Annotated in this window: 7 protein-coding genes; 4 read left to right on the top strand and 3 right to left on the bottom strand. The window is 55.6% G+C overall.

Annotated features, from left to right (window positions below):
* Window positions 1-288 precede the first annotated feature (288 nt).
* The 3 genes from HB631_RS17085 to deoC all read right to left on the bottom strand — a co-directional run bounded on the left by HB631_RS17085 (window position 289) and on the right by deoC (window position 8,989).
* On the bottom strand, window positions 289-4,035 hold the full coding sequence (locus HB631_RS17085) for a hypothetical protein (RefSeq protein ID WP_213992375.1): 3,747 nt from the start codon (window positions 4,033-4,035) through the stop codon (window positions 289-291).
* A gap of 194 nt (window positions 4,036-4,229) precedes the next feature.
* Complete coding sequence (locus tag HB631_RS17080; RefSeq protein WP_213992374.1) at window positions 4,230-7,676, bottom strand: hypothetical protein; 3,447 nt, start codon at window positions 7,674-7,676, stop codon at window positions 4,230-4,232.
* Between the two features lie 629 nt (window positions 7,677-8,305).
* Entirely contained in the window at window positions 8,306-8,989 is a 684-nt protein-coding gene (deoC, locus tag HB631_RS17075; RefSeq protein WP_213992373.1) for a deoxyribose-phosphate aldolase, read from the bottom strand.
* Window positions 8,990-9,444: 455 nt separating this feature from the next.
* Between deoC and HB631_RS17070 the strand changes: the two genes are divergently transcribed.
* The 4 genes from HB631_RS17070 to HB631_RS17055 are packed head-to-tail and all read left to right on the top strand — an operon-like array spanning window position 9,445 to window position 18,574.
* The gene (locus HB631_RS17070) at window positions 9,445-10,686 is read left to right on the top strand and encodes an efflux RND transporter periplasmic adaptor subunit (protein ID WP_213992372.1); all 1,242 of its coding nucleotides are present in this window, start codon (window positions 9,445-9,447) and stop codon (window positions 10,684-10,686) included.
* An 18-nt stretch (window positions 10,687-10,704) separates the two neighbouring features.
* Complete coding sequence (locus HB631_RS17065) at window positions 10,705-13,821, top strand: efflux RND transporter permease subunit (protein ID WP_213992371.1); 3,117 nt, start codon at window positions 10,705-10,707, stop codon at window positions 13,819-13,821.
* Complete coding sequence (locus tag HB631_RS27090) at window positions 13,818-17,132, top strand: efflux RND transporter permease subunit (protein WP_345945719.1); 3,315 nt, start codon at window positions 13,818-13,820, stop codon at window positions 17,130-17,132. The genes HB631_RS17065 and HB631_RS27090 overlap by 4 nt, the downstream gene beginning before the upstream one ends.
* Window positions 17,129-18,574 carry an efflux transporter outer membrane subunit gene (locus HB631_RS17055; protein WP_213992370.1) on the top strand — a complete coding sequence of 482 codons (1,446 nt, stop codon included), beginning with the start codon at window positions 17,129-17,131 and terminating at the stop codon, window positions 18,572-18,574. The genes HB631_RS27090 and HB631_RS17055 overlap by 4 nt, the downstream gene beginning before the upstream one ends.
* Window positions 18,575-18,749 lie beyond the last annotated feature (175 nt).

Genomic DNA, 18,749 nt, shown 5'->3' with positions numbered 1-18,749 from the left:
CCCGAATCGTAGGTATGTATTTTTGGCGGAAGCGTGTTTGGTGGAAAAAAAGCCCAACAAATGTATAGCGCAGAAAGAATTCAGAAGATTGACAAAATTAGCATCGTTTTATATCTATAATTCAATTAAGCAATCGTTTTCATCACGCATTATATCTCAAATCACAAAATCTTATGTTGAGGGCAATGTAACGCTGCATCACCCTCATCGAAAAGGTAATAAAGACACGACTCGGCGACGAGAGGTTGCCATCATGGTGCATTTGCCGGGCATGGCCGCGGTTCAAACCTATAGCAGTGCCTCATGATAGCGTTTGACTTTATTTGCCCATGCCATGCTTGTTACCGGCAGCACCTCGCCGGTATAAAGATTTTTAGCCTCGTTCACTGGTCCGATTAACTCCTCGAGCACAACGCCGACGCGCTGCGAGGGATGGATGTCTCCGTCAATCAAGTAAACGGTGGCAATACTTTTGACCCGGAAAAACATATTCGGCGGATAGAGATATTCTCTCATCTCGAGATCATTTTCCGTGTGAGCTGAGTCGGAGCTAGCCGCGATATTGGTTATCAGGGGAGTGCATTGCTGAGCGCCCTCGATTTTGAAATAGACCATGGCCTGCCTGTACTGTTTGCCCGAGACTCCCTCGCTATCTGCCTTGGCGGTAAAAATTTTTGCATAATGGTCCCGTGCTGAGACACCAAAAAAAGTCGGGTAACTGGTAACAATATCCCCCGGGCCAATAGTATCCGCCCAGGGAATATTATGCCGTAACGGATATTGCCCAACGCCCAGATAGCTGCCCGGCAGTTTGAGTAACGGACGTTTGAGGGCGCTCACAAGGTTCAAATAATGATGCTTATCGATCGGACTCCATTTTTTAAACGATAAAGCCTTCCAGAGGTTCTCATTGATTCGGCTCTTAAAGGGCATGAACTCTTTTTGCCCGTTGGAGGGAAAGCCACCGCTGTAAACAGATGGCTTTAGATCGGTTTCGGTCCAAAGCGTTAGCGCAATTTTTTCCCCGGCGGACAAGTGCCTGTAAAAATATTCATACAGGCCCACGTTTAACGGTTCCTGAGACAGCGAGATGCCCAGTTCGGGAAACAGCACAGCTTCAGCTCCCGGCTCGCCGTATCGCGATATGTGTACCGTAGTTGCCTGGCCGTTAAGCTGTACGGTGGCGAGCGTGTCTACACTGCGCTGCTGATTCCAGACCTTGGCGGCCTTGCCCGCACCCCGCCCGCTTAAGCCATAGTGTAAAATATTCTTCAAACGCACAGCCGCCTGCAGGGGGACAGCGACCAGTTGATTATCCTGAGACAAGGAGTATTTTTTGCCTATAACATCTCCGGTGGACGGGTTCAGCCTGACAAAGACCGGCCGGTTGAGATACCGATCGCCCCCAAGCCTAACAATCGGGATATCATGGTCAACACCCGCCAAACGACCGGTTTCAAACTCCGCGATGCCGGCGGGCAGTTTATCCCCCGATGCGGCATTTCCCATCTTCAAAAACAGCTTCTCCATGGCCGGGCTATGAAGACGCACGATCCGGACGGCGTTGCGCACCTCATTTACTATTGACCGGCCCAGCGTGCCCGCTGACCGAATGCCGGGATCAAAAGCCTGGGCCAGATCCAGCAACAGACCGGTAAGCATCTTGCGGTCCAGCTCTTCCGACGCCGAGACCAGGGCCAGGTCGACAAACGTCCGCAAACCGTTACTTAATGCGCTTTTTAGCGTGCTGCCGGCCGCGTAGCTCGCTGCCCCCGCACGCACAGAAGCCGCGCTGCCCATACCCACTTTCAGCATGAGATTGGAAGACCGGGCTGCTGCCTGACCCGCCAGCGGCAGCAGATTAAGGCTATCCGTCACGCAGGATATCAAGGCCTCTTCACGACGATGAGGGTCCCAGGCGGCACAGTGATAAAAGGGAATAAACGACAGCATGAAATAGTTAAAAGCCTCTCGAGAGGTCTCTTCATAACCCTGGGCATAAAGCTGCGTCGCCAAACGTTTCGTATGTTGCGCCGTTAACGTTTCGAATAGCGCGGCAAGACCATCGCCGGCAGGCTTGTATAGTCCTTGAGAACCCTCGCCGGAATAGATATTGAGACGAAAGAATTTGTCCTTTCCCGCCAGGTTTTTTTCCATCAGCGGATAATAATTTTCCTGTGTACGGTCAATTCGCTTGAGCCAATATCCTGATTCATCGCGACCAAGAGCAAATATACGCTCTTCCCCCTTCGCCGCAGCCAAAAAAAGGTCGATACCCGGCAGGAGTTGTACCGCCGGTTTCGCTCCGGTTATAAAATATTCCTCCGGCATCCCGGTCATGGCCTCCAGCCGCGAAAAATCCGCTCCCGCCTTCCTGGCCGTTGCGGCGGTCAAAAATTCCTTCTCTTCCTCCGGCATTTGCGCCATAACATCCAGGATCATCAACCGGTCGATAATGGCGAATTTATCGACGATAGCCTGGTTTTGCGTTTCAAAGGCCTGATTGAGATCGGGCAGATACACTGCGGGATCGGGTATTTTTCCGTTAGGCCCGGTTTTATACGGCGGACAGTGATAATCATCGGGATTGGTTTTATAAATGTCCACCCGGCGCGCATACTCCTCCTTCGCCAGCACGCCGCACTGTTTTGTCAATATCTCCTTAGCCAGCTCTGTCCGCGTTTTATAGCCGCCCATGGCGGAACTAAACTGTTTAAAGGGGTTAACCTCATATTCCCGGGTTTCCCCAGCGGCAAAAAAGTGCTTCAACGCACGCTTTTTGGTGTCGTCGGCGTTTAAATCTATCTTCACGGCGGCGCGTTTATCTTCATCGCTGGATGATTTAAGGTAAAACAACAGCGTCGGGAAAACGAACAGTTCTATTAACCCGGCCGATAGCGACCCCATCATCAGCATGGACGATAATGAACAGCCTATTTCAATGATTTCGTCTCGAGTCATATCCCTGACGTCCACCGCGCTTTTAGCGGCAAAAGACAGTCCGATATGCAGATAACACCAGTCAAGGGTGCCCAATTCCAGGGAATCAAGGCGCTGTCCTTGTCGCTCAAAAAACAGGGTGGGCAAAGTCGGGACTATAAGCGTATCCAGCAGATAGTGATAAGCGTCGCCTCGTTGTTCATCCCCATCGGCCATGATAGCTCTTAATGGCGAGAGCCGATTGTGTATCATTTCCCGACAGGTTTGGACGTCAAAGGAAATACCCCCTTGCGCAGGACTGTCGCCCCGGGCGACGAGAAATTCCCGCATCTGTCGCGCCACGTAGGTTTCAATGGGGGAGCCGAACAGATTTTCCATGATCCAGTCATTGACGATTTTGTGCATGGCGTTTTCCGTCAATCTTTCGCCGGGAGAAGCCCCATACAGCCCGGAGTGCCGCAATAGGGTAAAAGCCATTTTGGCCATTCCTTCGGGTCTGATGACAAGAGCGCGTACCGCGCGATCCACCAGTAAAACACCTTCCGCCGGCCTGAGGTTATTTTTCATCTCCTCATTACCGGCCGGCGTCGTTAGATTCAGCAGACCTGCGATATGAGAGTTTTGCCGTTTCAAATCCAGTTGCAGACCGTTAACCTGTCGTTTCGTTTCGCGTCGCGTCCGATAAGGCGCGGCGGGCGTATCAGCCGCCATCACCGCACCGGGGCCGTCAACCTCGCCGGACATGTTTTGCCAGGCCATATAAGGCCCCCGTTCGTTCGCCAACGCCATCGCCGGCTTTACCAGCCCGCCCGATCCGGTTTCATCATCGGCAATGGATGTCCATGCTCCAGGCGAATGGGCCGCCCGACCCAGCAGACCGCCGGCATAAAGCAAACGCAGGGCGATACTCTTGAGGCCGTTGGCTGTGTTAGGGACAGACGGCGCGATTCGCTCTCTGCGCTCATTGCGCGCATACCTTAAGACGCCGAACAGCAGCTCCGATTCCCACTGCTCTTCAGGGGATATATCATTGGATAATAGCTGTTGTTCAATTTTCGAATGATTGTTCCAAACCTGCGTATTTAATAAATTCATTCCGGCTCCTATAGATTAATATCATTCCATCAAAAATTTCCAACACCTTGCTTAGCTTGTTTTTACGCAACCTTGGATTCGTTATTAACATAAAGGGTATCGCCGCCAAAAGCGGAAGGCTATCAACGAAAAGCCCCATTTATATTCTCCCGATCACAGGCAATAATTACATGGACATGCGTTATATCTGCTGGCTATTTAAATTGGAAGAGTTCACCGGTAAAAAGATTTTTTGCCGAGTCTATCGGTTCATTGATCTCCTCCAATACCACGCCGATGCGGGTCGCGGGATACATTTCGCCACCCACCAGCGCGGCGTTGGATATGCTCACCACCCGGAAAAATGAATTTGGCTGATATAAATAATCAAATCCGATCCTGCCATTGCTGTTTAAGTAGTAAGGCAACGGTAAACAATGGGCGCCGCCGTGAATTTTATAATAAATCAAAGCCTTTGATTCATCCTGGAGATATTCTTTGGCAGACTGTACGCCAAGACGTGAATACACATCTTCGGCAAAAACGCTCATCAGCCCCGGATAATTGGTGACGACATCCCCCGGGCCGATAGTATCGGCCCAGGGGATAATTTGATTGTGTTTATACTCCGCCACGCGCAAGAAACTGCCGGTTTGCCGGGGCAACGGGCTATTAAATGCCGCCAACAGTCCCGACAATACCAGCCGTTCCTTGGGCTCCCAGAGTTCAATCGGATCTTTTTGAAACAGATGTTGATTAATCTCGGTGTGGATTGATTTTTCCATCATCCTATGTGCTGAAATCGGCAATCCGTCAAAACCACTATTCCCACCCCTTTCGATCATGGTCCACGCCTTGATGGCTTTTTTTTGAAAAACCGGCAACGCTTCCAAAGCGTAGGCATAGGCCTCCAGGTCCAAGGGCGTTTGTTGTAATGGGATCCCCAATTCTGGAAACAGTACGGATTCAGCCGCCCTGGAGCCGTAACTTTCAATTTGGATATATTGCGGATTGGGGTACTGCGGCAAATTTACCGGTACAAGGTCGTTGAAGCTTTGCTGCGTATTCCATACTCTTGCCGCCCTGTTGCCGCCTTTTCCGCCCAATCCTTCACGCAGGATATTTTTCAACCTGACCGCCGCCGACGTCGGCACCGGTATCAATTGATTATTGTGGGAGAGCGTATATTTTTTTCCTAGGACTCCCCCCAAATGGGGTTCGATACGGACATAAATGGCCTGGCCGAGGTATTTATCACCGGCCAGCTCGGTGACGCGAAGATAGCGATGGGTATCCGCCAGACGCGCGGTGGTAGAAGAAACGTTTTCTTTAACCACGGCATAGGACTGCGACAGCTTGTCCATCCTGGGCAAAACCGGGGCGATTTCCGGCAGGTGCCGGGCGACCACCTGGGCGGCGGCGGCAAACTTTTTCGACAACGCCATCCCGGACCGAAACAGAACTTCCACCATGGCCGGGTCGGAAAAGCGCGCCAACTCCACCGCCACGGTAATCAGAGCCTGCCGATTCAATTCACGGGCAGCGGGCGCCATGGCATATTTGGCAAATTGACTGGCGCCGGCGGATAAAGCCTTGCTCAGCGACTGCTTGGCGACATAGCTGCCCAGGCTTATGCGTATCGCCGCGACGGTGCCGATGCCCCCATGGACCGCCACGCGGGAAACCAGGGATCCGGCCATGCCCAACAGCGGCAGCAAGCTGAATATGTCGAACAGACAGGGCACCACCGCCTGCCGATCGCCGTGGATAATGCCGGAAATGCAGTCATGTAAAGGCACCAGCGACAGCAACCTCTTGGCAACGTTCTCCCGGGTGGTGACGTCATAACCCTGATTATTCAGCAATATCAGCAGATTTCGCTGCGCCAACCCGGAAAGATTTATTATCAGGCTATCCAGGGATTCGCCGGCCCGTTTCAACACGGTAGCCTGGCTGCCGCCGGCGAATATTTTCAATACGTAGTCCCGGTCTTTTTGCGGTGCCAAATCGTTTAGCAACGGATAATACCGGGACGGATCGCGATCGACCCGCTGGAGGATATAACCCGTTCCCCGGCGATGCAGCGCATAGATCTTTTCGGCGCCGGTGGTTGAGAACAGCGTGACTTCGGGAGATAACTCAACGGTCAACCGGCTTCGCGGAACGGTGTGCCCACCCAGCGCCCCCCTGACTTGATCAAAGGCGGAATAATGCGCCGTGACCAGCTTGATCTCTTGCTCTTCGAGAAATAGCCTGTCCTCGGAGGAAAGCGTATCGAAGGACTCCGCCAGGAGCAACAGATCCACCGCTCGATATTGTTCGGCGATATGCTGGTTTTGTTTGAGAAATTCATTGCTGACATTAGGCAGCAATTCTATGGTGGGTTCCTGCCCGCCGTTGGCCATTTGGCAGGCATAACCGTCGTAGCCATTTTTATAACTTTCCGCGTCGACGGAATAACGCCCTTTCGCATTCACATCACAGCGCTCGCGCAATATATCCTCGGCCATTTGGGTACGGGTGCGATAACCCTCGATGGCGCGGCTGTATTGCCCAAAGGGATTATTCTTTTCGTTGCGCAATTGGCTGTCGGCGAAAAATGTCTTTACGGCCTCCTGTCTGATATCAGGATCGGTGAAAACGCGGGCATTGGTTATAAGTTTGCCATTGATAACTTTATTCACCAGGAAATAAATACACGCGGGACGGATAAAAAAACGGATTATGCCGGCTGAAACCGTATCGGTAAGCAGCATGGCTTCCAGTGCTATGCCTAAGGATAACAGCGTCCGTTTTGACAATTTCTCGTAGCCAAGCTGCATCTCATGGGCAAAATGCGCTGCTGCGTGCAGGTAGACCCACTCCATGGAACCGACGCGGTTGCCTTCCCTGAATTTTTTATCCTTGCGTATGCCCAGAGTCGGCATGGTCGGCACAACGATTTCGTTATAAATATGTCGCACGGCGGTCGCATTCAGAGAGGTTAACCCGGCCAAATGCCGGTTGAACGCGGCGCGAAGTTCGCCGTTATTAATATGTCGCCGCGGCTTGCGTCCGTTTCGCCCCATTCGCTTATTAATAATGACCGTCATGAAAAAGCCTTCCGGTGAGTCGTCGAAGGTGTTGGCGGCAATCCATGCGTTAACCTGCCGCCGCTGATAATCAATGCCCAGGGCTTCATTTTTTTGGGCGCCAAAGAGGCCGGATTCCGCCAGTAATGCCCGGGTAATCTCCGATAAATGCGGCGACGGACACGTCAGGAAATCAATGACCCGGTTAATCAGTAACGGACCGTCACTCCCTGACTCCACGCTCAATAGACCCTCTTTTTGCAAATAAAAGGCAACGTGTTCATTTTGAATGGCAAACGGCAGTAATCCCGCTGAATCCTCATCGGCCAACTGGCGTTTGCCGCGGCTGGGAAAAGGCGGAATATCCTCTGCCGCCCGCCGCTCAGACCGGGTCACGGACGACACGACGCTGGGCTCGCTCAGATGATAAGCGTAGGGTTGCAAACGGCCGGTCCGCGGTAATGTTATGTCAGGCTGACCCAGGAACGACCGGAACTCAGCCAGGCGGGTTCCGGCATTACCGGATATCCCTGCCCGTGGGGGCAAAATGGCTTGGGAAGCGTAGAAGTACCTGAGCAGATTATGCGCCATGCTGCGTTTCCCTTTATTTCCAAAACTCCCAGAGCCGGGGATGTTGATCGTTTCATTTTTCAATGCCTGGATAGACGTAAAAAGACTTATTATTTCAGCCGCGCCTTTTCCCGTTTTTTCATTTTCCATTACCAACTTAATTATCGGTGTATTGATTGAAGCATTAACAATTTGGTCCATAATAATCCTGTCGATTAAGTGATTTTTAGCACTTTTTATTATCACATGTTATAGAGAGACGGGAGATTGACCAAGAATTGATTTCTTTATAAGTTAATTACTCAAATAGAATATTAAAAATTATTTTATATAAAATTCTACTACGTAAAATATTTCCAGAAGAGCTGCCGACAACATTGTTTACGTCGCAGAAATGGATGGGAATAATTATGTTCCATGTTCATAAAAATTTAAATTTTCTTTGGCATACTGGATACATATTACTATTATTTTAATAATTCGATACTTCTTGAAATTTTATTATAACCCAGAGACTACGTCATCATTACAAATAACGCAATATCACACCATGGCGATCGGAGCAATTTTTTCATATAAACGACGCCCCTCATGTTTATCCAGCCATCGCGCGGTGACAGGGCGCCGGAGCCAACGCCCTCGGAGGGATTTTACTCCCCGAGAATATGACGCATTTCCTCAATGATTTTTATGCCGGACGAGCTGCCCAAGCGGGTTGCGCCGGCTTCTATCATGATCTTGGCGTCCTGATAACTGCGGATCCCGCCCGCCGCTTTCACCTGTACTTCCCGGCCGGCATGTTTTTTCATCAGTGTGACATGTTCAGGGGTGGCTCCGGCGATGCCGAAACCGGTTGAGGTTTTGACAAAATCCGGTTTGACCAGGCCGGCTATTTTCGCCGCCTCGATAATTTCGTTTTCGGTTAGATAACAGGTTTCAAAAATGACTTTACATATAATGTTCCCTTTGCGGGCAACGCCTACCAGGGCTTCCATTTCCCGCTCGATATAACCGTAATCATGCTCCTTTACTTTGCCGACGTTGAGCAGATAATCAAACTCTTGCGCTCCACGATCGATGGCGTTTTGCGCTTCGAATACTTTCGCTTCGACGGTGGTTTGGCCCAAGGGGAAGCCGATGGCGGCACCGGTCAATACGCCGGAGCCTTTCAACATCTCGCGGCACATCGCGACAGGATAGGAATTAACGGCAACCGAAGCAAATCCATATTCACGCGCTTCATCGCAAAGTTTTTGGAAATCACCGCGCGTGGCATCGGCACGTAAATTTGTATGATCAAATAGCCCGGCCAGCTCTTTTAGGGTCAAGTTCATTATTCGCCTCTTACTGTCGTTATTTTAGTCGGTTCATAAACCAGGTTGCCGATACTTTACTCCAAATCAAACCGCCAGGGCATAGATCGTCTAAGGTATGGGCATTTGACATTACAAATGTAAGCATTGATGACCTTTGGTTGTAATGGCCTTTGACGACCGCGCCGGACCCCTCAGGCCATTCGACGAACCGTCCTCCGGCGGTTTGCTTGTGATAACAGCCTTGTCCCGCCTGGATATTTGTTTTAAGTCCAGGGAGGTTTAAGCGGGTTTTCCCTACGATAAACCGGGGCTGCAACAATCGGAAGGCAAAGTGAAAAGTAAAGGCATGACATAAATAAGCATTTTAATAATTTGACCACTTCAGTGCATACGGATAGTTTGAGAGCCGTTCCGGCAGTGGTCAAACCCAGGAACAGCGAGACACTTTACTATAAGTATCCGGGAGAGGATTTATGAGCACCAACGGCCCGACAGCAGGCAAACAGGGTCACAAAAGGCGCGGTATAATTATAGCCGTGGTCGTCATTGTTGTGCTGGTCATCGTCGTTTTGTACCATCACCTTAACGGCAAGAAACAAAGAACCGGTTTGCCGCCGCAGGTGGTGAGCGCCACCGCCGCCGCATTGGGCAGCATGCCGGAAATCCTCAACGAACTGGGCACCGTGACGCCGGTTTCCACGGTGACCGTGCTGCCCCAGCTGAGCGGCTATCTCACCGAGGTCGGCTATAAGGAAGGCCAGGACGTCAAAAAAGGACAGTTCCTCGCGCAAATCGACCCCCGCCAATACCAGATTGACAAGCAGCAATCCCAGGCCCAGTTAGCCAAGGATCAGGCGAGCCTTGACCAGGCGCGCGCCGACATGGTGCTCTATACCCAGCTCCACGCCCAGAAGTCCATAGCCGAACAGACGTTTATCGATCAGAAATTCACCGTTGAACAGGACGCGGCGGCGGTAAAAGCCGATGAGGCCAGTATCGCCCAGTACGATCTTGATTTGGCCTACTGCCGCATTACCGCCCCCATCGACGGACGCGTGGGCCTGCGGCTGGTGGATGTCGGCAATTATGTCACCGAATCCAGCTCTACCGGCATCGTGGTCATCACCAGCATGAAACCCACCACGGTGCAGTTTACCGTGCCGCAGAATGCCCTCGGTCAGGTGATGGAACAATTCAGCGCCGGCGGAAAACTGCCGGTGACGGTATATAACAGCGATAACAGCAAACAGCTTGCCGTCGGCGCGCTGTATGCCATCGGCAACCAGATGGCCACCAGTACAGGCACCGTAACCCTGCGCGCTACCTTCCCCAATGACGACGAGCAATTGTATCCAAACGAATTCGTGAATGTACAACTGCTGGTGGATACGCTGCAAAACGCGGTCCTGGTGCCGACACCGGCGATACAGACCGGGGCGCCGGGCAACTTCGTCTATCTGGTGAATGCCGATAATACCGTCTCGGTGCATAAGGTGACGCCGGGGCCGAGCAACGGTGAGAATACCGTCATTCTCTCCGGTCTCGCGGCGGGTCAAACCGTGGTAATGGACGGCATGGACCGCCTGAGCGACGGCGCCCGTATCAAGCTAGCGCAACCGGCCGCGGCAGGCGGCCAACAGGCTCCCGCCACGGCCCAGACGCCGCATCATGGTGGAAAACGCAGCCATGGCTCCTCTTCCCACGCACAATCATAACGGACAGGTGCCTTTGCCATGAACATTTCCCGCCTGTTTGTCATGAGGCCGGTGGCCACATCGCTGATTATGGTCGCCCTGGTGCTGTTGGGGCTGGTGGCGGTACGCTTTCTGCCGGTCTCTTCCCTGCCCAGCGTGGATTATCCCACCATCCAGGTTAAAACCTTTTATCCCGGCGCCAGTCCTGATGTGATGAACACCACGGTAACCGCGCCGCTGGAGGTGCAGTTGGGGGAAATCCCGGGGCTACAGCAGATGACCTCCAACAGCTCGGCCGGCGCCTCGATTATCACGCTGCAATTTGATCTCTCCCTGAATCTGGACGTGGCTGAACAGGATGTCCAGGAGGCCATCAATGCCGCCAACAGCCTGCTGCCCAGCGGCCTGCCCTCTCCGCCGACCTATGCGAAAGTCAATCCGGCGGACCAGCCCATCATGACGCTGGCGATCACCTCCCGCTCCATGTCGCTGCCCCAATTGCAGGATGTGGCCAATAACCGGCTGGGGACCAAGATTTCCGAGGTGCCGGGCGTCGGCCTGGTCACGCCCGCGGGGGGCAACGTACCGGCGGTGAGGATTGAGGCCGATCCGCAGAAGCTGGCGGCGTACGGACTCTCCATCGATAACCTGCGATCGCTCATAGCCGAGGTGAATGTCAGCCAGCCGAAAGGCAATTTCGACGGGCCCAAGCTTGACTACACCATTAACGGCAACGACCAGATCCAGGATCCCAACGATTACCTCAATACGGTAATCTCCTATCAAAACGGCGCGCCGGTCTATTTGCGCGACGTCGCCAGGGTGACCCTGGCCGCCCAGGATAATGAGCAGGGCGCCTGGTACAATCATACCCCGGCCATTGTGCTCAATGTGCAGCGCCAGCCGGGGGCCAACGTCATCGCCACGGTGGCGCGCATCAAGCAGGAACTGCCGCAGCTTGAATCCACCCTGCCGGCGGGTGTCAATGTCCAGATCGTATCCGATACCACCGGGGTGATTCGCTCTTCGGTAACGGACGCCGCCTTTGAGCTTTTCCTCTCGGTGGTGCTGGTGGTGCTGGTGATTTTTGTTTTTTTGCGCAATCTGCCGGCCACCATCATCCCGAGTATTTCGGTGCCGGTGTCCCTGATCGGCACCCTGGCCATCATGTATGAGCTGAACTACTCCATCGACAATCTGTCGTTGATGGCGCTCATCATCGCCACCGGCTTTGTGGTGGATGATTCCATCGTGATGATTGAGAATATCGTACGTTACCTGGAGGAGGGAGAGTCCCCCCTTAACGCCGCCCTGCTGGGTGCGGGACAGATTGGCTTCACCATCCTTTCGCTGACGGTTTCCCTGATCGCGGTGCTTATCCCGCTGCTGTTCATGGGCGGCGTTATCGGCCGTCTGTTCAGTGAATTCGCCGTGACACTGGCCATTACCATCGTGCTGTCGGGGGTGGTTTCGCTGACCCTGGTGCCGATGCTGTGCGCGCGCATCCTGCGCGCCCGGGCCGATCGCAGCCCAAGCCGCTTCGAACGCGTCAGCGAAGGGGTGTTCAACAAAATTCTCGGGGCCTATGAGCGCGGTTTACGGGTGGTGATGGGCCATCAGACCCTCACCTTGATTATCTTTGCCGCCACCCTGGTGATTACCGTGGTGCTTTATATCACCATACCCAAGGGGCTGTTCCCGGTTCAGGATGTGGGCGTTATCCAGGCCATCAGCACCGCCGACAATTCCGTGTCCTACAGCGCCATGGTTGACCGGCAGACGGCGCTGGCGGATGCGATACTCAAGGATGCCGATGTGGAGAACCTGACCTCCTATGTCGGCATCGACGGCACCAATACCACGCTGAACAACGGCCGTTTCCTGATTAACCTTAAACCCCGCTCCCAGCGGTCCCAGAGCGCGGAAGAGATCGCCCGGCGGATCCAGACCGAAGCGGCCGGCGTGCCGGGCATCAAGCTCTACCTGCAGCCGGAACAGGATCTTACCCTGGATACCACGGTATCGCCGAACCAGTATCAGTTTGTGCTGCGCGGGCCCAGCCAGCAGGCGTTCCTGCAGTACGTGCCGGCGCTTATCGACCGCATGAAGGGCATCCCGGCCATCAGGGACGTGACCAGCGATTTGGACAATGATGGCTTAAGCGTGAATGTCGAGGTAAACCGTCCGTTGGCGGCGCGCTTCGGCATTACCGCGGCCACCATCGATAATGCTCTTTACGACGCGCTGGGGCAGCGCATTGTCTCCACCATTTTCGATCAGTCCAGCCAGTATCGGGTTATCCTGGTGGCCAAACCGGAAAAACTGCCGACCCTGCAATCCCTGGGTGAACTCTATCTGCCCAGCCAAACCAGCAGCACCGGCCAGGTGCCGCTGAGCGCCATTGCCAAAATCAACGTCACCAAGTCGCCGTTGGTGATAAGCCACCTGTCACAGTTTCCTTCGGTGACAATCTCGTTCAACCTGGCGCAGGGGGCCTCCCTGAGCAAGGCGGTGGAGCAAATCAACCAGGCGGAAAAGGCGGTTAACCTGCCCCCTGCCATCACCTCGTCATTCCAGGGCGCGGCCCAGGCGTTCAAAGATTCGCTGTCCAGCGAGGTTTATCTGCTGATAGCGGCGCTGGTGGCGGTGTATATCGTGCTCGGCGTGCTTTACGAGAGCTTTATCCACCCGGTGACCATTCTGTCGACCCTGCCCTCCGCCGGCATCGGCGCGCTGCTGTCACTGATGCTGGTGGGAGGCGATCTGGACGTTATCGGCATCATCGGCATCGTGCTGCTGATAGGCATTGTGAAGAAGAACGCCATAATGATCGTGGATTTCGCGCTGGAAGCCGAACGGGAGCACGGCAAAACGCCGGAGGAGGCCATTGTTGAAGCTTCGCTGCTGCGTTTTCGGCCGATATTGATGACCACGCTGGCCGCCATGCTCGGCGCCATGCCCATGTTATTGGGCTCCGGCACCGGCTCGGAGCTGCGCCGGCCGCTGGGCCTCGCCATCATCGGCGGGCTGAGCCTGAGCCAGCTACTGACTCTGTTTACCACGCCGGTGATTTATCTGTGCTTTGATCGCGTGGCGAAACGCTTTCGCCGCAGGCCCGATCCCTTAGCCGACGACGGCCGGGGTGAAGTTCGGTGAATATTTCCGCCCTGTTTATTCACCGGCCGGTGGCCACCGCGCTGCTGGCCCTTGCCATTCTGCTGTCGGGAACGCTGGCGTTTTTCCACCTGCCGGTGTCGTCGCTGCCCAATATCGCATTCCCGGTTATCGTGGTGCAAGCCAACATGGCGGGGGCCAGCCCCGATATTATGGCCTCCACCGTGGCGGAACCCCTGGAAAAACGGCTGGGCACCATTGCCGATGTGTCGGAAATGACCTCCACCAGCTATGTGGGCTCGGCCATGATCGTTATCCAGTTCGGGCTGAATCGCGACATCAACGGCGCCGCGCGGGATGTGCAGGCCGCTATCCAGGCGGCGCGCGCCGATTTGCCCACCACTCTGCGCAACAACCCGATTTATCGCCAGTATAATCCGGCCAGTACGCCGCTGATGGTCCTGGCGCTGACCTCCGATACCCTGACTCGTGCCCAGTTGTATGATTCGGCGGATTCGGTGATTTTGCAACAGCTGTCGCAGGTGGGCGGCGTGGGTGAAATCACTCTGGGCGGCAGCGCCCTGCCCGCGGTGCGCGTGGAGCTGCAGCCGGATCAATTGAACAGCTACGGCATCGGTTTGGAAGACGTGCGCGCCGCCATCAGCGCCGCCAACGCCGACAGCGCCAAGGGGCATATCGACCAGAACGGCCAGCGCTATGAGGTGGTATCCAATGACCGGCTCAGCAAAGCGGAACCCTACCGGAATCTGGTGATTGCCTATCGGAATAATGCGCCGGTGATGCTGGGGGATGTGGCCAGCGTTAAGGATTCGGCGGAAAATATCCGCAACGCCGGACTCTATAACGGCAAGTCCTCGGTGCTGGTGATCGTTTACCCGCTGCCCGGCGGCAATGTGGTGAATACCGTTTCGCAGATCCGCAAGGTGCTGCCGTCGATTCAGGCCACCTTGCCGAGCAATATTCATCTTAATGTCGCCATCGATCTGTCGCAGTCGGTGAAGGCCGCGGTAGGAGATACGGAACGGACCCTGTTTATCGCCGTGCTGCTGGTTATCGGTGTGGTGTTCGTGTTCCTGCAGTCGCCGCGGGCGGTTTTGGTCCCCACGGTGGCGCTGCCGCTGTCCATCATCGGCACCTTTGGGCCGATGTATCTGCTGGGGTATAACCTCGATAATCTTTCGCTGATGGCGTTGACCATCGGTACCGGGTTCGTGGTGGATGACGCGGTGGTGGTGCTGGAGAATATCGTCCGTCACGTGGAATCGGGCATGAGCGTGCGCGAAGCCTCATTGCGCGGCAGCGCCGAGGTGAGTTTCACCGTGATCTCCATGAGTCTGTCGCTTATCGCGGTATTCCTGCCGATCCTGCTGATGCCCGGCATCGTCGGGCGACTGTTCCATGAATTCGCGATGACCCTGTCCATTGCCATTCTTTTCTCGCTGCTGATCTCCCTCACCATTACCCCGACCCTGGCGGCCTGCGTCCTGCGCCGCGAGCAGGCAAACGGCGTCAAGTCCAAGGCGCGCTGGTCGCTATGGTGCGAACGTCAATTCGATCGGTTTAAAAATGCCTACGCCCGTTCGCTGACGACGGTGCTTGATCATGCGCTGCTGGTGGGACTGTGTCTGGTGGCGCTTATCGTGCTCAATATCTTTCTCATCAGGCTGGTGCCCTCGACCTTTTTCCCGGAACAGGACAACGGCGTGATGATTGGGCAGATCATCGCCGACCAGAGTATTTCGTTCCAGGCCATGGAGCAGAAACTCACTCAATTGGAAACCATTGTGCAACGGGATCCGGCGGTGGCCTCGGTATCCGGTTTCACCGGCGGCCGCGCCCTGAATACCGCCAGCGTGTTTATCGAACTCAAACCGCTGGCGGAGCGTAAAATCTCCGCCGCCGAGGTGGTGGAACGGCTGCGTCCCAAACTCAACGGGGTATCCGGCGCGCGGCTGTTCCTGCAGGCGGCGCAGGATCTGCGCATCGGCGGACGCCAATCGGCGGCGGAGTATCAATATACCCTCACCAGCGACGACTCCCAGGCGCTTTATACCTGGGTGCCCCGGTTGGTGACCGAGCTGGCTAAACACCGCGGCCAGCTGCTGGATGTCAACTCGAACCTGCAGCAAAACGGCCTGCAGGCCTATATCCATTTCGACCGCGCCACCGCCGCCCGCTATAACTTTGCCCCCAATCAGCTCGACAGCGTATTGTACGACGCGTTCGGCCAGCGCGCGGTGTCCACCATCTATAATGCCCTCAATCAATATTATGTGGTGATGGAAGTGGCGCCGCAGTATTGGCAGTATCCGCAGATGCTCAATCGCATCCGTTTCAGTCCGGCGGCGGGCAATGCCAGCGGAACGGCTCAGACGCAGATGTCTTCAAGCCTGGTGAGCGGCGTGACGAAAGTCTCCACGGCGGGCAGCGTACAGAGTTCGTCCACGTCGACAAACGCCCAGAATGCCAATGCCGAGGCCAACCAGTTGACCAACGCCATTTCCAACGCCCGGGGCGGCAGCTCCAGCGGCAGCGCCGACAGCACCTCCGCCGAGAGCATGGTGCCCTTTTCGGCGCTGGCCTCCTACACGCAAAACCATACCGCTACCCAGGTTAACCACCAGGACGGTCTGGTGGCGGCCACCATTTCTTTTAATTTGCCCCCCGACGGCTCTCTCAGCAATGCCAGTCTGGCCATCGATCAGACCATGCGGGATCTCAAGGTGCCGGCCTCCATTCACGGCAGTTTCGCCGGCGCCGCCCAGGCCTTCGGCCAATCCATGTCCACTATGCCGCTGCTGATCCTGGCGGCGCTGGCGGCTGTGTATATCGTGCTGGGCATACTGTATGAGAACACGGTACATCCCATCACTATCCTGTCCACCCTGCCGTCGGCCGGCATCGGCGCGACGCTGGCGCTGTTGATTTTTGGCACGCCGTTCTCGGTTATCGCCCTGATCGGCATCATTTTGCTGATTGGCATCGTGAAAAAGAATGCCATCATGATGATTGACGTCGCCATCCAGTTGCAGCGCGACCAGGGTTATACCCCGCGGGAAGCCATTCACGCGGCGGCGGTGGTGCGTTTGCGGCCGATCATGATGACCACCGCCGCCGCCGTGCTGGGAGCGGTACCGCTGGCTATCGGCATCGGCCAGGGCGCATCATTGCGACAACCCCTGGGCATTACCGTAATGGGCGGCCTGATTTTCAGCCAGGTCTTTACGTTATATACAACACCGGTGATTTATCTCTATCTCGACCGTTTGCGCGCCAGACTCGCCAAGTGGTCGGCCGGCCTGCCGTGGAATAAAACGAACGCGAGCCTATGAATATGAAAATGTCCCACTCCGCCCTGGTGATTTCCCTTGCGCTGTTGCTCGGTGGCTGTATGGTCGGCCCTGACTACCATCGCACGCAGGTTCCGGTACCGGCCCGATTTAAACCGCTGCCCGGCTGGACTTTGGCGGCGCCCTCCGCCGAAGCCCCCAAAGGCGACTGGTGGACGGTGTTTAACGACCCGCTGATTAATCGTCTGGAACCGTCGGTGTCGGTGTCTAACCAGACCGTGCGCCAGGACTATGCCAACTATCAGGCGGCGCTGGCCGACGTGGAAACCGCCCGCAGCAGTCTGTTTCCCACTATCGGCGTCACCAACTCCACGACGCGGCAGCGTACCGCCGGCGGTAGCAGTCTTGGCGGCGCCGGCGCCGTGACCAATTCGGGATCGCTTGAAGGCAGCGCCAGCTGGTCAATCGATCTGTGGGGCAAGGTTCGCCGCACCGTTGAGGAAAACAAGGCGACGGCCCAGGCCAGCGAAGCCACCCTGGCTAACGCCACCCTTTCCGAGCAAACGGCGCTGGCCGCCGCCATCATTGAACTGCGCACCAGCGACGCCAATATCGCGCTGCTGCAAAAAACCGTGGATGCCTATCAAGAATACCTGCGGGTATTGACCAATCAGGGCCAGTACGGCACCGCGAAGCCTTCCGATGTCATCACCGCGAAAACCCAGCTGGAGAACGCCCAGTCCAGCCTTATCGCCCTCGGCGTGGCGCGCGCCCAATACGCCCACGCCATTGCGGTGCTGGTGGGCAAGAATCCGGAAGACCTGACTATTGAACCGAGCACGGGGATGCCGGCGCTGCCCGTCATTCCGGTGGGGGTACCTTCGACGCTGCTGCAGCGGCGGCCGGACATCGCCGTGGCCGAACGGGAGATGGCGGCGCAAAACGCGGCGGTGGGCGTCGCCGAGGCGGCCTATTATCCCACCCTGTCCCTGTCGGCGTCGGATGGTTTTTCCCAAGCGCCGCTAAACGGTCTGCTGCACGCCGCAAACCACATCTGGTCCCTGGGGGCTGATGTGGATGATACCCTGTTCGATTTCGGCGCCCGCGAAGGCCAGGTAGCCGCCGCCAAGGCCGCTTACGACGGTGCGGTGGCCAACTATCGCGGTACCGTGCTGACGGCGTTCCAGAACGTGGAAGACGACTTATCCAATTTGCATATTCTCGCGCAGCAGGCCGGGGTGCTGGATAGCGCCGTCAGCGACGCCACCCGCGGCGCCCAAATCGCCTTTAACGAATATCAAGTGGGTACGGCGGATTACACCACCGCCGCCAGCGCCCAGGTGACGCAGCTGAGCGCCCAGCAAAACGCGCTGAGCGTGCAGGAGCAGCGCCTGCTGGATTCGGTATCGCTGATAGGAGATATGGGCGGCGGCTGGTCGGCGGATGCGCTTAACGATACGGCGCATACGCTGGCGAAACGCTGAGGCCTTCTACGGCTGAGCATGTTGACTAAGAGCCTGGTCGGGACAGGCTGCCAGATCGTAAACACGCCGTGAATCCTTCCATGGAGGCTCGATCCGCGCCATCCTTGGCGCGGACGGTTTACTCCTCTGGAAGCCTATCCCGCCTTAGTGACTCCGAGTACGATTGTCAGCAGTC

The sequence above is a fragment of the Sodalis sp. dw_96 genome (genome assembly GCF_018449575.1).
Lineage (GTDB): Bacteria > Pseudomonadota > Gammaproteobacteria > Enterobacterales > Enterobacteriaceae > Acerihabitans.
The sequence above is the reverse complement of the archived record's forward strand: the minus strand, read 5'-3'. Positions and strand labels throughout refer to the sequence as shown.